Annotated in this window: 16 protein-coding genes and 1 tRNA gene; 9 read left to right on the top strand and 8 right to left on the bottom strand. The window is 68.1% G+C overall.

The features are described from left to right. Positions 1–15: 15 nt before the first annotated feature. Positions 16–1,344 (bottom strand): hemolysin family protein, encoded by a 1,329-nt coding sequence (locus ACE3QW_RS12875; protein WP_029558596.1) that lies wholly within the window; start codon positions 1,342–1,344, stop codon positions 16–18. Between the two features lie 163 nt (positions 1,345–1,507). Here ACE3QW_RS12875 and aroC point away from each other — a divergent pair, with 163 nt between their 5' ends. From aroC to ACE3QW_RS12890, 3 genes are all read left to right on the top strand, one after another. Next, the gene (gene aroC, locus ACE3QW_RS12880) at positions 1,508–2,623 is read left to right on the top strand and encodes a chorismate synthase (protein WP_374251768.1); all 1,116 of its coding nucleotides are present in this window, start codon (positions 1,508–1,510) and stop codon (positions 2,621–2,623) included. A gap of 14 nt (positions 2,624–2,637) precedes the next feature. Beyond that, the gene (locus ACE3QW_RS12885) at positions 2,638–3,405 is read left to right on the top strand and encodes a polysaccharide deacetylase family protein (protein WP_374251769.1); all 768 of its coding nucleotides are present in this window, start codon (positions 2,638–2,640) and stop codon (positions 3,403–3,405) included. A gap of 105 nt (positions 3,406–3,510) precedes the next feature. Further along, positions 3,511–4,167: a LysE family transporter gene (locus tag ACE3QW_RS12890; protein ID WP_374251770.1), complete on the top strand. Its 657-nt coding sequence runs from the start codon at positions 3,511–3,513 to the stop codon at positions 4,165–4,167. 75 nt (positions 4,168–4,242) lie between these two features. On the opposite strand, the gene ACE3QW_RS12895 is transcribed toward ACE3QW_RS12890, so the two are convergent. Beyond that, positions 4,243–4,327: transfer RNA gene (locus ACE3QW_RS12895), tRNA-Leu, on the bottom strand. Positions 4,328–4,530: 203 nt separating this feature from the next. Between ACE3QW_RS12895 and lipB the strand changes: the two genes are divergently transcribed. Continuing rightward, on the top strand, positions 4,531–5,259 hold the full coding sequence (gene lipB, locus ACE3QW_RS12900) for a lipoyl(octanoyl) transferase LipB (RefSeq protein WP_081837728.1): 729 nt from the start codon (positions 4,531–4,533) through the stop codon (positions 5,257–5,259). A gap of 217 nt (positions 5,260–5,476) precedes the next feature. Here lipB and gatB read toward each other — a convergent pair whose 3' ends face one another. After that, the gene (gene gatB, locus ACE3QW_RS12905) at positions 5,477–6,967 is read right to left on the bottom strand and encodes an Asp-tRNA(Asn)/Glu-tRNA(Gln) amidotransferase subunit GatB (RefSeq protein WP_029558601.1); all 1,491 of its coding nucleotides are present in this window, start codon (positions 6,965–6,967) and stop codon (positions 5,477–5,479) included. 258 nt (positions 6,968–7,225) lie between these two features. Here gatB and ACE3QW_RS12910 point away from each other — a divergent pair, with 258 nt between their 5' ends. After that, entirely contained in the window at positions 7,226–8,287 is a 1,062-nt protein-coding gene (locus ACE3QW_RS12910) for a glycosyltransferase family 2 protein (RefSeq protein ID WP_374251771.1), read from the top strand. 132 nt (positions 8,288–8,419) lie between these two features. Here the strand turns inward: ACE3QW_RS12910 and gatA are convergent, their stop codons facing one another. From gatA to ACE3QW_RS12930, 4 genes are all read right to left on the bottom strand, one after another. Then, on the bottom strand, positions 8,420–9,904 hold the full coding sequence (gene gatA / locus ACE3QW_RS12915; protein WP_374251772.1) for an Asp-tRNA(Asn)/Glu-tRNA(Gln) amidotransferase subunit GatA: 1,485 nt from the start codon (positions 9,902–9,904) through the stop codon (positions 8,420–8,422). Further along, entirely contained in the window at positions 9,901–10,188 is a 288-nt protein-coding gene (gatC, locus tag ACE3QW_RS12920) for an Asp-tRNA(Asn)/Glu-tRNA(Gln) amidotransferase subunit GatC (protein ID WP_029558604.1), read from the bottom strand. The genes gatA and gatC overlap by 4 nt, the downstream gene beginning before the upstream one ends. A 79-nt stretch (positions 10,189–10,267) precedes the next feature. Then, positions 10,268–10,567, bottom strand: a complete 300-nt coding sequence (locus tag ACE3QW_RS12925) for a type II toxin-antitoxin system RelE/ParE family toxin (protein WP_374251773.1) — start codon at positions 10,565–10,567, stop codon at positions 10,268–10,270. A gap of 6 nt (positions 10,568–10,573) precedes the next feature. Beyond that, positions 10,574–10,816 carry a type II toxin-antitoxin system ParD family antitoxin gene (locus ACE3QW_RS12930; protein WP_374251774.1) on the bottom strand — a complete coding sequence of 81 codons (243 nt, stop codon included), beginning with the start codon at positions 10,814–10,816 and terminating at the stop codon, positions 10,574–10,576. 91 nt (positions 10,817–10,907) lie between these two features. Between ACE3QW_RS12930 and ruvX the strand changes: the two genes are divergently transcribed. Together ruvX and ACE3QW_RS12940 are read left to right on the top strand one after the other, a co-directional pair. Beyond that, positions 10,908–11,426 carry a Holliday junction resolvase RuvX gene (ruvX, locus tag ACE3QW_RS12935; protein ID WP_024278940.1) on the top strand — a complete coding sequence of 173 codons (519 nt, stop codon included), beginning with the start codon at positions 10,908–10,910 and terminating at the stop codon, positions 11,424–11,426. A gap of 178 nt (positions 11,427–11,604) precedes the next feature. Further along, entirely contained in the window at positions 11,605–12,540 is a 936-nt protein-coding gene (locus ACE3QW_RS12940; protein WP_374251775.1) for an AEC family transporter, read from the top strand. Positions 12,541–12,607: 67 nt separating this feature from the next. Here the strand turns inward: ACE3QW_RS12940 and ACE3QW_RS12945 are convergent, their stop codons facing one another. Next, positions 12,608–13,033 carry a hypothetical protein gene (locus ACE3QW_RS12945; protein WP_374251776.1) on the bottom strand — a complete coding sequence of 142 codons (426 nt, stop codon included), beginning with the start codon at positions 13,031–13,033 and terminating at the stop codon, positions 12,608–12,610. A gap of 245 nt (positions 13,034–13,278) precedes the next feature. Between ACE3QW_RS12945 and ACE3QW_RS12950 the strand changes: the two genes are divergently transcribed. Both ACE3QW_RS12950 and ACE3QW_RS12955 read left to right on the top strand, forming a co-directional pair. Then, a complete protein-coding gene (locus tag ACE3QW_RS12950) occupies positions 13,279–14,226 on the top strand; it encodes an aspartate carbamoyltransferase catalytic subunit (protein WP_024278937.1) in 948 nt (315 codons plus the stop codon). Next, on the top strand, positions 14,219–15,535 hold the full coding sequence (locus ACE3QW_RS12955) for a dihydroorotase (RefSeq protein WP_374251777.1): 1,317 nt from the start codon (positions 14,219–14,221) through the stop codon (positions 15,533–15,535). The genes ACE3QW_RS12950 and ACE3QW_RS12955 overlap by 8 nt, the downstream gene beginning before the upstream one ends. The last annotated feature ends 41 nt before the right edge of the window (positions 15,536–15,576 follow it).

Below are 15,576 nucleotides of genomic sequence, written 5' to 3' on the forward strand. Positions count from 1 at the left end.
GGCGCGGGCGGGGCCTCAGCCCTGCCCCGCCACTTCCTGCCGGTGCAGCACGTGGGGCCGCGACACGAGAAGCTTGTCGATGCGGCGGCCGTCCATGTCGACGATCTCGAACCGCCATCCCAGCGCCGTGAAGACCTCGCCCTCCTCGGGGAGCTCCTTGAGGTGGGAGAGGGCGAAGCCGGCGACCGTGTGGAAGCCCTCGTCGATCGGGAGGGCGACGTCCAGCAGGTCGCGCAGTTCGTCCACCGGCGTGTCGCCGGCCACCAGATAGCTGCCGTCGTGGCGCTCGACCACGTTGCGCTCCACATGCGCATCGCCCGGCTCATGGCTGGCTTCCACCGATCCGGTGATGGCGAGGAGCAGGTCGTAGCCCGTCACCACGCCGGCCATGTCGCCGTACTCGTCCACCACGATGGCCATGGGCACCTCGGCGCCGCGCAGCACGCGCATGGCCTCCAGGGCGCCCACGTTTTCCACGATGAAGGGCACCGTCTGCACATATTGCCGCGGGTCAGGCCGCTCGCCCTTCAGATAGGCGTCCAGCACGCGCTTGGCCTGAATGACGCCGATGGTTTCCTCGGGCGAACCGTCGCAGGCCGGCAGGCGCGAGTGGGGCGTGGTGAGGAGAACGTGGCGCACCTCCTCCGCATCCTTGGAGATATCCACCCACTCCACGTCCGGCCGGGGGGTCATGATGGCCGTCACCGGGCGGTCGGCGAGGCGCATCACGCCGGAGATCATGCGCCGCTCGGCGGGGTCGATGACGCCCGCCGTCTCGGCCTCGGTGATGATGGCGCGGATTTCCTCGTCGGTGACCGAGCTGGAGCGGCTGCCGCCCCGGCCGAGCAGGGTCAGCACCGCGCGGGTCGAGGCATCGAGCAGCCACACCATGGGCGCTGAGACCTTGGAGAGCCCGATCATGAGGGGCGCGAGAATGCAGGCCAGCGGCTCCGCATTCTGAAGCGCGAGCCGCTTGGGGATGAGCTCGCCGATCACCAGCGACACATAGGTGATGGCCACCACCACCGCCGTATAGCCCAGCGGGTGCGCGACACTGGTGGGCAGTCCGGCCTCCCGCAGTGTCTCGCCCAGGAGATCGCCGAGGCTGGCGCCGGAGAAGGCGCCGGCCAGGATGCCGATGAGGGTGATTCCGATCTGGACGGTGGAGAGGAAGCGGCCGGGGTCTTCCGCCAGCCGCATGGCCGCCTTGGCCCCCTTGTTCCCGCGATCGGCCAGCGTCTTCAGCCGCGCGGGGCGAGACGAGACGATCGACAATTCCGCTGCTGCGAGAACGGCGTTGATGAGAACGAGGACGAGGACGATCAGGATTTCGAGTAGAGGCATGGCGGGGGTGTGGTGCTCCGTCGGCGCACGTCATAGCACAGGATGCCCTTCCTGTGTGACGCCGGAGCCACAAATGCGCGGTGGGCGGCGCCGACCCTTCCTCGTTCCCTTGCCGGCCGTCCTCGTTTATTGAGCCCGGAGCAGTACGAGGACTAAAGGCGCCATGTCGTTCAACACCTTCGGCCACATGTTCCGCGTGACCACCTTCGGCGAAAGCCACGGGGGCGCCATCGGCTGCGTGGTGGATGGCTGCCCGCCCAACGTACGCTTCACCATCGAGGAGGTGCAGGCGGCCCTCGACCGGCGGCGCCCCGGCCAGTCGCGCTTCACCACCCAGCGCCGCGAGCCGGACGAGGTGAAGGTGCTGTCCGGCACCCTGCCCCACCCCGAGGGCGGGCTCGTGACCACCGGCACGCCCATCGCGCTGCTGATCGAGAACGTGGACCAAAGGTCCAAGGACTATGCCGACATCGCCGGCGCCTACCGCCCCGGCCATGCGGATTTCACCTACGACATCAAATACGGCATCCGCGACCATCGCGGCGGCGGACGGTCCTCTGCGCGGGAGACGGCGACGCGGGTGGCGGCCGGCGCCATCGCCGCCAAGGTGCTGCCCGGTGTCACCGTGCGCGGCGCCGTGGTGCGCATCGGCAAGATCGAGATCGACCGGTCCCGCTGGGACTGGGACGAGGTGGGCAACAACCCGTTCTTCTGCCCGGACCCCGGCACCGTGCCGCTGTTCGAGGAATACCTCGACGGCATCCGCAAAGCCGGCTCTTCGGTGGGCGCGGTGGTGGAACTGGTGGCGGAGGGTGTTCCCCCCGGCCTCGGAGCGCCGCTCTATGCCAAGCTGGACGGAGACCTTGCCGCCGCCCTCATGGGGATCAATGCCGCCAAAGGCGTAGAAATCGGCGAGGGCTTCAACGCCGCCCGCCTCACCGGCGAGCAGAATGCGGACGAGATGCGCCTCGGCAACGAGGGGCGGCCGCACTTCCTCGCCAACCACGCGGGCGGCATCCTTGGCGGCATCTCCACCGGCGCGCCCATCGTCGCGCGCTTCGCGGTGAAGCCCACCTCCTCCATCCTCACGCCGCGCCAGACCGTGGACCGCGCCGGCCACGAGACCGAGATCTTCACCAAGGGCCGACACGACCCGTGTGTCGGCATCCGCGCCGTGCCGGTGGGCGAGGCCATGGTGTGGTGCGTGCTCGCCGATCACCTCCTCCGCCATCGCGGGCAGGTGGGCCAGAGCCCGGCCTGGCCGTTCCCCCAAGGCTGACGCGGGAGGCGGGAATGAAGCAGCCGCCCCACCCAAGGCGCCTTCTTCTGGCCGTGGCCGCGCTCCTCCTCTGCGCGCCCGGCCCTGCCCTCGCCTGCGGGCCGGAGGCGCTCGGAACGGCGCGGGTGATGGAGGTCGACCCCAAGGGCCTGCGCGTCGGCAAGAAGTCCTTCCCGGATACGCTGCCGCTGGCGCCGAAAGAGGTGGTGCTCACCTTCGACGACGGGCCATGGCCCACCACCACAGCCGCCGTGCTGGATGCGCTGAAGGCGGAATGCGTGCGCGCCACCTTCTTCCTCATCGGCGAGAATGCCCGCGCCCGGCCGCAGCTGGTGAAGCGGGAGCTGGCGGAGGGCCACACCGTTGCCCACCACACCATGACCCATCCCGCCGCGACCCTGGCGAAGATCCCCTTCGACGCGGCGGTGAAGGAGATCGAACGCGGCATGGCGGCCGACGACGCGGCGGCTTATGGCGCGGCCGGGGCAGCGCCCCGCGTGCCCTTCTTCCGTTTCCCTGGGTTCGCCTCGACGCCGCAGCTCCTCGAATATCTCGAGCGAAAGGGCATCGCCGTGTTCGGCGCGGACCTGTGGGCCAGCGACTGGAACGTGATGACGCCGGAGGCCGAGCTGGATCTGGTGATGAAGCGGCTCGATGCGGCCGGCGGCGGCATCGTGCTGTTTCACGACACCAAGCCCTATACAGCAGCGATGATTCCCGCCTTCCTCAAGGCCTTGAAGCAGAACGGCTACAGCATCGTGCACATGGTGCCGAAGGCCTGAGGGTAACGCGCGTTTCGCCCATCGCAGCCGCATCCAGCGTTTGAGGGAAGCGCTTGTGGCACCGGGGTGTGCATATGCCTCCGCACGAACTGCGGAGACGACGGCATGTCCGACGAAATTCCCTCTGCCCTTCTGGTCTTCGCAGGCACCTACGCGGCCATGGTTCTGGTCCCGGGTGCGAACTTCCTGGTGGTCAGCCGCGCCAGCCTCGCCGGCCGGCCCGTTGGACTGGCCGCCGCGCTCGGTGTCTCAGCTGGTGCAACGGTCAACGTCACCACCGTGGTCATCTGTCTCGGCCTGTTGAGCGGGATTGACCCTTCGGGCGATCTCGGCCGGCTGCAGCTGGTGTTCTGCCTGCTCTACGCCGTCCTTCTGCTGCGCGCCGGAATCAGCTGCCTGCTGGAGCTGTGGAGGCTTCGCGGCCGTTCGGGCCCAACGCCCCAGGCCACCGTCCACCGGACCGGACGCGAGGCCTTTCGCCTCGGCTTCCTCACAGCGGTCACCAACCCCGTATCGCTGTCGTTCTTCCTGGCCTCGGGCGGGCTGCTCGCCGCCGCGGCCGGCCGGGGCGCGATGTTCGCCAGTCCGGTGCTGGTGTTTTCTGTGGCCGCCGGATGGTTCGGCCTGCTCGCCGTCCTCTTTTCCGCCCCGCCTGCCCGCCGCCTCTATCTGAAGATGCGATCTGCCGCCGATACGTGCATCGGCGCGCTCCTCATCGTCGCGAGCGGCCTCGTGCTGCTGCGGGTGGTCTCCCGGCTCTGACCGGCGACAGGCCCGAAAACGAAAAAGGCCCTCGCCGAAATCCGGCAAGGGCCTTTTTCAAAAGCCAGATCAACCTGGTGCGGACGAGAGGACTCGAACCTCCACGGGTCTCCCCACTAGCACCTCAAGCTAGCGCGTCTACCAATTCCGCCACGACCGCAGTCAGGGATGGCACCGGCCTCAAGGTTCCTCGGGAGAGGACCGCTTCCGGCCGGGGGCCATCGTCTAACAGATCGAATGTGCCGCCACAAGTGCCCGGCAAAGGTAACGCGCCGCTCGTGCTGCGGCCTGTGGATGACGGTTCCGCGAACCCTGAGACGGCGGGGGCTGGACCCACCGTGCGGATGGATTAAAGCAGTTCGCATGAACGCCAGCGCCCCCACCCCCGCAGTTACCCGCGCCAGCCTGGAAACCGACTTCCGCCCGCTCGATTCTTCCGCTCCCCCGGTGGAGTGGGTGGTGAGCGACGCTCTCGTGCCCTATCCGGAGGCCCTCGCGGCGATGGAAGCACGCGCGGCCGCCATCGCCGAGGGCACGGCGGCGGAATGCGTGTGGCTGCTGGAGCATCCCCCGCTCTATACCGCCGGCACCAGCGCGCGGCCGGAAGACCTCGTGGACGCGCGCTTCCCGGTCTACGAGACGGGCCGGGGTGGCCAGTTCACCTATCACGGCCCCGGCCAGCGAGTCGCCTATGTGATGCTCGACCTCAAGCGCCGCTCGGCGGACGTGCGGCGTTATGTGAGCGCCCTGGAAGCCTGGATCATCGGCACCCTTTCCGCCTTCAACGTCACCGGCGAGCGGCGGGAGGACCGGGTGGGGGTGTGGGTCAGGCGGAAGGGCGGCGGGGAGGACAAGATCGCCGCCATCGGCATCCGCGTGCGCCGCTGGGTGACATTCCACGGCATTTCGCTGAACGTGGAGCCGGACCTCAGCCACTTCGGCGGCATCGTCCCCTGCGGCGTGCGCGAGCACGGCGTCACCAGCCTCGCCGACCTCGGCCTGCCGGTGACGATGGCCGAGGTGGACGCGGTGATGCGGGTGGCGTTCGAGGAGGTGTTTGGGCCGACGGTGGTGGGCGAGCCGCTCGTCTGACCCGAACCCGGAGAAAAGGCCCCGACGCGCCAGCGTTCCCCGGACAAGCGACGGCGCAGCCGGAGCGCCGATCCGGGGACCAGCGCAAGAGTTCCCGCGCAGCGGGACAAAGCTTGACGACGCTGGGTCAGGAAGCGCCTGCGGCGGGCCCCGGCTCGCATTCCGCTTTCGCTGCATGCGTCGGGGCGCGAGAGCGTGCCCCGGACCGTCATCGCCCTCAGATCCCCAGCTTCGCCTTCAGAATATCGTTCAGCGCCTGCGGATTCGCCTTGCCGCCGGAGGCCTTCATGGCCTGGCCGACGAACCAGCCGAGCATGGTGGGCTTGGCCTGCACCTGGGCCACCTTGTCCGGATTGGCGGCGATGATCTCGTCCACCACCTTCTCGATGGCGCCGGTGTCCGTCACCTGCTTCATGCCGCGGGCTTCCACCACAACGCGCGGATCGCCGCCCTCGGTGAAGATGATCTCGAACAGGTCCTTGGCGATCTTGGAGGAGATGGTGCCCTCCCCGATCAGGTCGAGGATGGCGCCGATCTGCTGGGGCGTGACGGGCGAGGAGGTGATGTCCTTCCCCTCCTTGTTCAGCCGGCCGAACAGCTCGTTGATGACGAAGTTGGCCGCCGCCTTGCCGTCACGCTTGGCGCCGCCGCCTTCCACCACCTGCTCGAAATAGTCGGCGGTCTCGCGCTCGGCCACCAGCACGCCCGCATCGTAGGGCGAGAGGCCGTATTCGGCGATGAAACGGGCCTTCTTCTCGTCCGGCAGCTCGGGAAGATTCTCTTTCAGCTCCTCCACCCACTCAGGCTTGATGTCGAGGGGCAGGAGGTCCGGGTCGGGGAAATAGCGGTAGTCGTGCGCCTCTTCCTTGGAGCGCATGGACCGCGTCTCGCCCTTGTTCGGATCGAACAGGCGCGTTTCCTGATCGATCTTGCCGCCGTCCTCGAGGATCTCGATCTGGCGCCGCGCCTCCACCTCGATGGCCTGGCCGATGAAGCGGATGGAATTGACGTTCTTGATCTCGCAGCGCGTGCCGAGCGGCTCACCGGGCCGGCGCACGGAGACGTTCACGTCGGCGCGCAGGTTGCCCTTTTCCATGTCGCCGTCGCAGGTGCCGAGATAGCGCAGGATGGTGCGCAGCTTGGTCACATAGGCCTTCGCCTCATCCGCCGAGCGCAGGTCGGGGCGGGAGACGATCTCCATCAGCGCCACGCCGGAGCGGTTGAGGTCCACGAAGGAGAGGGTCGGCGACAGGTCGTGGATGGACTTGCCGGCGTCCTGCTCCAGATGCAGGCGCTCGATGCCCACGGTGAAGCTCTCGCCGTCCAGCAGATCGACGATCACCTCGCCCTCGCCCACCACGGGCTGCTTGAACTGGCTGATCTGGTAGCCCTGCGGCAGGTCCGGGTAGAAATAGTTCTTCCGGTCGAACACCGAATGCAGGTTGATCTCCGCCTTCAGGCCGAGCCCGGTGCGCACCGCCTGCGCGACGCACTCCTTGTTGATGACGGGCAGCATGCCCGGCATGGCGGCATCCACCAGCGACACATGGTCGTTGGGCTCGCCGCCAAAAGCGGTGGAGGCGCCGGAGAACAGCTTGGCATTGGAAGCGACCTGGGCGTGCACCTCCATGCCGATCACCACCTCCCAATCACCGGTGGCGCCGGAAATCAGCTTCTTGGCCTCCGCGGGCCGGGTGTGAAGGGTCATGGTCGTCCTATCGTCGTGCGCGGATGGTCCGCACTGTCTGGTCCTTGCGGCAGCGCCGCCATCTGGCCGTGTCGTACCCCTAGGCGACATTGCAGGCAACGGCCATGCGATGCCGCAACGTCTCGAAACACTTTGTTACACCAAGTTATCTGCGCCTCATTTCGCCCGCAAAACCGCCGCGGTCCCGCTACCGCCGTACCCAAATTCTGCTCAGCCCGCCTTTAGATTGTGCACCGGGGGCTAGTAGGAGTAGGGCTGATGAGGCTGGCGGGGGTCTCCATCGTCCGCGATGAAGCGGACATAATCGAAGCGTGGGTACGCCATAATCTATTTTTCTTAGATCATCTTTACATTGTAGATGATGGCAGTACCGACCAGACAACTCGCATCCTCGAAATTCTCGTCGAGGAAGGTCTTCCCATATCGGTGACTTCTGAGAAATCACTGGCGGCTTATCATCAGGGCGAGCGCACTACGGCCCTGATCACGCACGCCATGAACGCTTCATCGTGGGATTTCATCTTTCCTCTGGATGGCGATGAATTCATCGTCGCGGAGGATCGCGCGGCCCTGGAGACGGACCTCGCCGCCATCGGCGGATATCGCCTCGGCGGGCTGAACCCGCGTCATTATCTCATGACCGAAGAGGACGACCCGGACGAGCCCTGCCCGCTGACCCGGCTGCGCCACGTGGCGGTGCACGACCCCTACATCTTCAAGGTGGTGGTCCCCGGCCCCCTCGCCTGCGAGCGGGGCTTTGCCATCATCGACGGGAACCACCGGGCAACCAAGTGGGACGTCACGCTGCCGTCCATGATGCTGCCCAACGTCCAGCTCGCCCATTTCCCGGCCCGGTCGGAGGCGCAACTGGTGAGCAAGGGAATCGCCGGCTATCTGCGCTGGACCGCCCGGACCGACTTCTCGGAAGGCGCTCCGGACCGGATCCTGGCAGGGGTGGGCATCCTCAAGGAGGAATCGGACATCCGGGTGCGCGCGCTGGATCGGCTGGCGGAGGTTCTCGGCCCGGATCGCGGCGGACGTCATGCGCGGCTCCAGCCATTCGTCGAGCGACGGGGCGAAGTGCGCTATCCCGAGCTGGCCCGCATCTTTCCCTATCGTCGCGTGCTGTCGGCGACGGACGATCTCGTCCACGCCTTCAAGGCGGCCCTGGACGAGAACCGCGAGCTGCGGCAGGTGGGCGCCACCTTCCGGTCACGCCTGATCGCGCTGTTTTCCCGACGCCAGAAGTCGCTGCTCAAGCGGCTCACCGCCCTGCGTCATGCCCAGGACGTGCCGAAGGCGCCGCTCGGGTACTATTGAGGGCGCGATTGCCGGGGGCTTGGCCTCAGAGCTTGATGATGCCCCCCAACGGCACCGGCTTGCCGGCCTGGAACCCGTTCGGACTGCGAAACCCGGGCAAGGCCGGGGTTTCGCAGCGCCGGAGGGTGTCTCTCAGGCCTTCCACCACAGATCTTCGACCGGGAAGCGGCCGGCCGCTTCCTCGATCACCTCGGCGAGGGAGAACAGCGTCTCTTCCTCGAACGGGCGGCCGATGAGCTGGAGGCCCAGCGGCAGGCCGTCGGCCGAAAGGCCGGCGGGGACGGAGATGCCCGGCAGGCCGGCCATGTTCACCGTCACCGTGAAGACGTCGTTGAGATACATCTCCACCGGATCGGCCTTCAGCTTCTCGCCGATGCCGAAGGCGGGCGACGGGGTCGCCGGGGTCAGCACGGCGTCAACGCCCTGCGCGAAGGCGAGGTCGAAGTCCCGCTTGATGAGGCTGCGGACCTTCTGGGCGCGCAGGTAATAGGCATCGTAATAGCCGGCGGAGAGCACGTAGGTGCCGATCATGATGCGCCGGCGCACCTCGGGGCCGAAGCCGGCGGCGCGGGTGTTCTCATACATCTCCACCACGTCCTTGCCCGGCACGCGGGCGCCGTAGCGCACGCCGTCATAGCGGGCGAGGTTGGACGAGGCTTCCGCAGGCGCCACGATGTAATAGGCCGGCAGGGCATACTGGGTATGGGGCAGGGAGATGTCGACGATTTCGGCGCCGGCCTCTTCCAGCCACTTGGCGCCCTCGCGCCAGAGGGTGTCGATCTCGTCGGCCATGCCGTCCATGCGGTATTCGCGCGGAATGCCGATCTTCTTGCCCTTGATGGAGGCGCCGACCGCCTCCTCATAGTCCGGCACCGGCCGGTTGACGCAGGTGGAATCCTTCGGGTCGTAGCCGGCCATGGAGCGCAGCAGGATGGCCGCGTCGTTCACCGTGCGGGCGAACGGGCCGGCCTGGTCGAGGGACGAGGCGAAGGCGACGATGCCCCAGCGCGAGCAGCGGCCATAGGTGGGCTTGATGCCGACCGTGCCGGTGAAGGCCGCCGGCTGGCGGATGGAGCCGCCGGTATCGGTGCCCGTCGCGCCGGCACACAGGAAGGCCGCCACCGCCGCCGCCGAGCCGCCGGACGAGCCGCCGGGCACGATGGGGGTGGTGTCGCCGTCGCGCTGCCAGGGTGACACGACCGGTCCGAAGGCCGAGGTCTCATTGGACGAGCCCATGGCGAACTCGTCGTTGTTCAGCTTGCCGAGCATCACCGCCCCGTCCCGCCACAGGTGGGAGGTGACGGTGGATTCGTACTGCGGCACGAAATTCTCGAGGATCTTCGAGCAGGCCGTGGTGCGCACGCCCTCGGTGGCGAACATGTCCTTGATGCCGAGGGGGATGCCCTCCAGGTGCCCGGTGTCGCCGGAGGCGATGCGCTTGTCGCTCTCCTTCGCCATCTCGAGGGCGATCTCCGGCGTCTCAAGCACATAGGCGTTGAGCGGGCGCGCCTCTTCCATGGCCTTCAGATAGGCCTCGGTGAGCTCGACGGAGGTGAACTCGCCCTGGGCAAGCCCCTCGCGCGCCTGGGTGAGGGTGAGCTTGGTGAGCTTGGTCATTCCACCACCTTCGGCACGGTAAAGAAGCCACCCTCGGCGTCGGGGGCATTGGCGAGCACCTTCTCGGGGCAGTTTCCGTCGGTCACGGCGTCTTCCCGCATGGGCAGCTCCATGGGGACAACGCTGGTCAGCGGCTCGACCCCGGAGACATCGAGATCCGCCAGTTGCTCGACGAAATCGAGGATGGCGTTGAGCTCGTTCTGAAGATGGCCGAGTTCCTCCTCCCGCACGGCGATGCGTGCGAGATGGGCCACCCGGCGGACTGTCGCCTGATCGACGGACATGAGTAGGCTCCCAAAAGCTGCCTGCCGCTATAGCAAGGGGTATGCCGCGGTGGAAGGGTTTGGGCGCGGGGGCGGCCCGTCAGAGATGGCGTGGCAGGTCCATCCGTTGGTGCAGAATTCGGACGACCTCCAGCGTTTCTTTGCCTGCGAGCCGGAAAAAGACCACGTGCGATCCAACGGCGTGGCGCAGATAGCCGGCCTTCACCGCGCTTGCATCACGGCCGACGACGGTTCCTCGGGCGAGGCAATCGAGGGCGCCGGCGATCAGCCTCACGTAGGTTTCGGCCTGCGCCGTGCCCCAGCGGTCTTGCGAGAACGTCCAGATGGAATCGAGATCCTGCCGCGCCTTGGGCGTAAGGATCAGGAGAAGGCGCGCCATATGCGGTCAGGCCGCGCCGGACCGCTTCTCGGCGAGGAAAGATTCGACATCGAAGGGCTCGCCCGGCCCGCTCGCCTCGCCCTCGGCCAGAGCCGACCGGAGCGCATCGAGCCGCGCCTCATGCTCCTCCAGCAACCGCAGGCCGGCGCGCACCACATCGCTGGCCGAACTATAGCGTCCCGCCTCCACTTGGCGATCGACGAAATTGGCGAAATGGTCGCCGAGGGAAACGGACGTGTTGCGCGACATGGGTTAGCTCCTCCCCGAAGAATACCAAGGATTGGTACAGGTTGGTAGGCTACCCCCTTGCTCCGCTCCACAAATCCTCTACCCCTCGCTTATGGTAGACGCCCCCCTTCCCGCCCCCGTTGGTCCGCTCGCGGACATCGCCGCCCTTCTGCCGCCGCGCGGGGCTCTGATCGGGCTCGATCTCGGCACCAAGACCATCGGCGTCGCCGGCTCCGACCCGGACCGCCGCATCGCGACCGTGATCGAGACGGTGAAGCGCACCAAGTTCACCGCCGAGGCCCTGCGTCTGGTGGCCCTCGCCGACGAGCGGCGGGCGGTGGCCTTCGTGCTGGGACTGCCGCTCAACATGGACGGCACCGAAGGTCCCCGCGCGCAGGCGAGCCGGGCCTTCGCCCGCAATTTCGCCCGGCTGGCGGGGCGGCCGATCGCCCTGTGGGACGAACGACTCTCCACCGTCGCGGTCGAGCGGGCGCTGATCTCGGCGGACATGAGCCGGTCGCGCCGGGCCGAGGTGGTGGACCAGCATGCGGCGGCCTTCATCCTAGACGGGGCGCTCGGCTTCCTCGACCGCCTCGCGCAGAACGAGGCGGGAACCGACTTCGAAGACTGATTCGCCCCCCTCCCGTTCCCGGCAGGTTCTCCGCCCGCCGCCGACCCTGCCCCATTTCGGGACAATGGCGCTTTTCTTATCCCGGCTCCGGGCCTAAAGCGGGCGCGCGGCGAATTCGCACCGCCGTGTAGGAGTAATTGCCTGCCGCCGAACGGCCGGCACGGTAAGCGTCTGCCCCATGAGCCTCATCTTCACGGCCCTCGTGCCGGTCTTCCTCGTCATCGCCCTCGGCGCCGTGCTGCGACGCATCCTCCTGAAGGATGCGGCCCATTGGGCGGCGCTGGAGAAGCTGACCTATTTCGTGCTGTTCCCGGCGCTTCTGGTGGTCTCCGCGGTGAAGGCGGACCTCAGCACCGTGAATGTCGTGGCGGTTGCCGGCGCGCTCATCGGGACCGTCCTGATCCTCTCGGGCCTGATCGTTCTCCTGCACAAGCCGCTGATCGCGGCGCTGGCGGCGGACGGCCCGGGCTTCACCTCCCTGTTCCAGGGGGCGGTGCGCTGGAACACCTACATCGTGCTGGCGGTGGCGGGCGGCCTCTACGGCGCGGCGGGAATCACCATCGCCGCGCTGGCGCTGGTGGCGATGATCCCGGTGGTGAACATCATCGCCGTGCTGGTGCTCGCCTCCTTCTCCGGCCGCCACCCGCCCACCTTCGCCTATGTGGCCGAGCAGCTGGCGCGCAATCCGTACATCTGGGCCTGCTCCGCGGGCGCCCTGCTCAATGTCACGCACGTCCCGGTGCCGCCCGTCCTGGTGGAGTTCGGCGATATCCTCGGCAAGGCCTCGCTGGCGCTGGGGCTTCTGGTGGTCGGCGGCGGCCTGATCCTGGACCGGCTGAAGCGGCCGCGCGCCATCGTGTTCGCCAGCCTCGCACTGAAGCTGCTGGTGAAGCCGGCCATCGCGATCGCCCTGGCGCTGGCATTCGGGTTGAGCGGTACGGAGCTTGTGGTGGTGGCGATCACCGCCGCCGTGCCGTCCGCGCCCAACGGCTATGTGCTGGCGCGGCAGATGGGCGGGGACGCGCCACTCCTTGCGGAGATCCTGACCATCCAGATCATCGGCGCCGCCATCACGCTGCCGCTGGTGGTGACCATCGCCAAGATGCTGGCCTGACGATGCTGGCCTGACCCAAACGAAAGGGCGGCCGAAGCCGCCCTGACGAACCCCGTATCCCCGCGACTCAGCAGGGCGAGAAATAGCCCTGCCCGCCCGGGCCGGTGGTCACCCAGCAGCTGCGCGGACGCGGCGGGGGCACCGGCTCCAGATAGACGCGCGGCGCGGGCTGGTAATAAACAACCGGCGGCTGCTCGTAATAGACGACCGGGGGCGGCGGAGGCGCAGCCACAGCGCCGGCGATGGCCGCCGCGCCCAGCACGCCGATGGCGACGCCGGCGCCGAGCGCTGCGCCGTTGCCGCAGTTCCAGCAGCCGCCGCGATAATAGCGGCCGCGATACCAGTAGCCGACATCGGTGACGCTCGCGGCCTTGGTCGGCGCCATGGCCAACGCGCCGGTGCCGATGGCGGCGGCGTTGCCCGTTCCGGCACTGCCGGTGAGCACCACGGCGACGCCGAGCGCCATGAGGTTCGTCCGCATCAGAATGGACATGACGATTAACTCCCAACCTCCGGGGCGACGGTCTGGCGGCTCGCAACAGCCCGTCCGATCCGGCTGCGAAAAGGCTCGATGAGACTTCGTTCCAAAGTGTGGCGACGCCGGGGAAACACCGGGACCGCCCTTCACGGATGGTGAACGACCCGTAAATCACGATGCACCCCGCCTTGCCGCGCCAAGCTTCATTCACAGGCTTCCCTTGCCGGGGCCGCGCTTGGCCGCTATGCCTCCCGCCTGCCATGCAAGATCCTTCCGCCTTCACGCTCTCCGGCCGAGACCTCATCGGCATCGAAGGGCTTTCCGCCGGCGAGATCACGGGTCTGCTCGACCTCGCCGAGGAGTTCGTCGAACTCAACCGGCAGATCGAGAAGAAGCGCACGACGCTGCGCGGACGCACCCAGATCAACCTGTTCTTCGAGGCCTCCACCCGCACCCAGTCCTCGTTCGAGATCGCGGGCAAGCGGCTCGGCGCCGACGTGATGAACATGTCGGTCGCCTCCTCTTCGGTGAAGAAGGGCGAGACGCTCATCGACACCGCCATCACGCTGAATGCCATGCACCCGGATATCCTCGTCGTCCGGCATCACGCCTCCGGCGCGGTGGCGCTTCTGGCGCGCAAGGTGGATTGCTGCGTGGTGAATGCCGGCGACGGCGCCCACGAGCACCCCACCCAGGCGCTGCTCGACGCCCTGACCATCCGCCGCAACAAGGGGCGCATCCAGGGCCTCACCGTCGCCATCTGCGGGGATGTGCTGCATTCGCGCGTGGCGCGCTCCAACATCGCGCTCCTGAACACCATGGGCGCCAAGGTGCGCGTGGTGGCGCCCTCCACCCTGCTGCCGTCCGGGGTGGAGAGCCTCGGCGTCGAGGTGTTCCGCACCATGGAGGCGGGGCTGGAAGGGGCGGACATCGTGATGATGCTGCGCCTCCAGCGCGAGCGCATGGCCGGCTCCTTCATCCCCTCGGTGAAGGAGTATTTCCACTATTTCGGCCTCGACGAGGCCAAGCTGCGCTACGCCGCGCCCGACGCGCTGGTGATGCACCCCGGCCCCATGAACCGCGGTGTGGAGATCGACTCCGCCATCGCGGACGGGGCGCAGTCCCTCATTCGTGAGCAGGTGGAGATGGGCGTCGCCGTGCGCATGGCGGTGCTCGATTCCCTCGCGCGGAAGCTTCCCAATGCGTAACGGCCGCTCCCATTCCAACGAAACCCGGCCGCTGCTGCTCGCCAATGCGCGGGTCATCGACCCCTCGCGCGGCGCGGACTTCCATGGCGACGTCTTCCTCGCCGACGGCGTGGTGAAGGACGCCGGCTTCGGCATCGCCGCCGCCGGCATCCCGGATGGCGCCGAGGTGGTGGATTGCGCCGGCGCGGTGGTCGCCCCCGGCCTCGTGGACATGCGCGCCTTCGTGGGTGAGCCCGGCGCCGAGCATCGTGAGACGCTGGCCTCGGCGAGCCACGCCGCGGCGGCGGGCGGTGTCACCACCATCATCTGCCAGCCGGATACGGACCCGGCGGTGGACGATCCGGCCATCGTGGACTTCATCCTGCGCCGGGCGCGGGATACGGCGGTGGTGCGGGTGCATCCCATGGCCGCCATCACCAAGGGCCTCGAAGGCCACGAGATGACCGAGATCGGCCTGCTTCAGGCCGCCGGTGCCGTCGCCTTCACTGATGGGCACAAGTCGATCATGAACGCCCAGGTGCTGCGCCGCGCGCTCACCTATGCCCGCGATTTCGACGCCCTTCTGGTGCACCACACCGAGGACGCCTCCATGTCGCAGGGGGCAATGAACGAGGGCGCCTTCGCATCGCGCCTCGGTCTCTCCGGCAATCCGAAGGCGGCCGAGACCATCATCCTCGAACGCGACGTGCGGCTCGTGGGCGCGGCGCGCTCGCGCTACCACGCGGCGGCGCTCACCTGCGCCGAATCGCTGGAGGTGCTGGAGCGGGCCAAGGCCGCCGGGCTGCCGGTGACCGCCTCGGTCAGCATCAACCACCTCTCGTTCAACGAGCTGGATATCGGCGCCTACCGCACCTATTTCCGCCTCGCCCCGCCCCTGCGCGGGGAGGAGGACCGGCAGGCGCTGATCCGGGCGCTGGCCTCGGGCCTTCTGGACGTGGTGGTCTCCGACCATCTGCCGCAGGACGTGGAGGGCAAGCGCCTGCCCTTCTCGGAGGCCGAGCCCGGCGCCATCGGGCTGGAGACGCTGCTCTCGGCCGCGCTGCGCCTTGTCCATTCCGATCAGGTGGACCTCGTGAACCTGCTCGCCGCCCTCTCCACCCGGCCGGCGCAGATTCTGGGTCTGGATGCCGGCACGCTTCGGCCCGGCGCGGCGGGGGACGTGATCGTGTTCGATCCGGGCATGCCCTATGTGCTCGATCCCCGCTCCCTGAAGTCGCGCTGCCGGAATACGCCGTTCGACGAAGCGCGCCTCGACGGGCGGGTGCTGCGGACCGTCGTTGCCGGGCGCACTGTCTACGAATACGTTTGACCCACCGTGACCTGTGCCGTCCCGCCGCGGCGGCGCGGCGA

It is taken from the genome of Xanthobacter sp. (genome assembly GCF_041911315.1).
GTDB lineage: Bacteria > Pseudomonadota > Alphaproteobacteria > Rhizobiales > Xanthobacteraceae > Xanthobacter > Xanthobacter aminoxidans.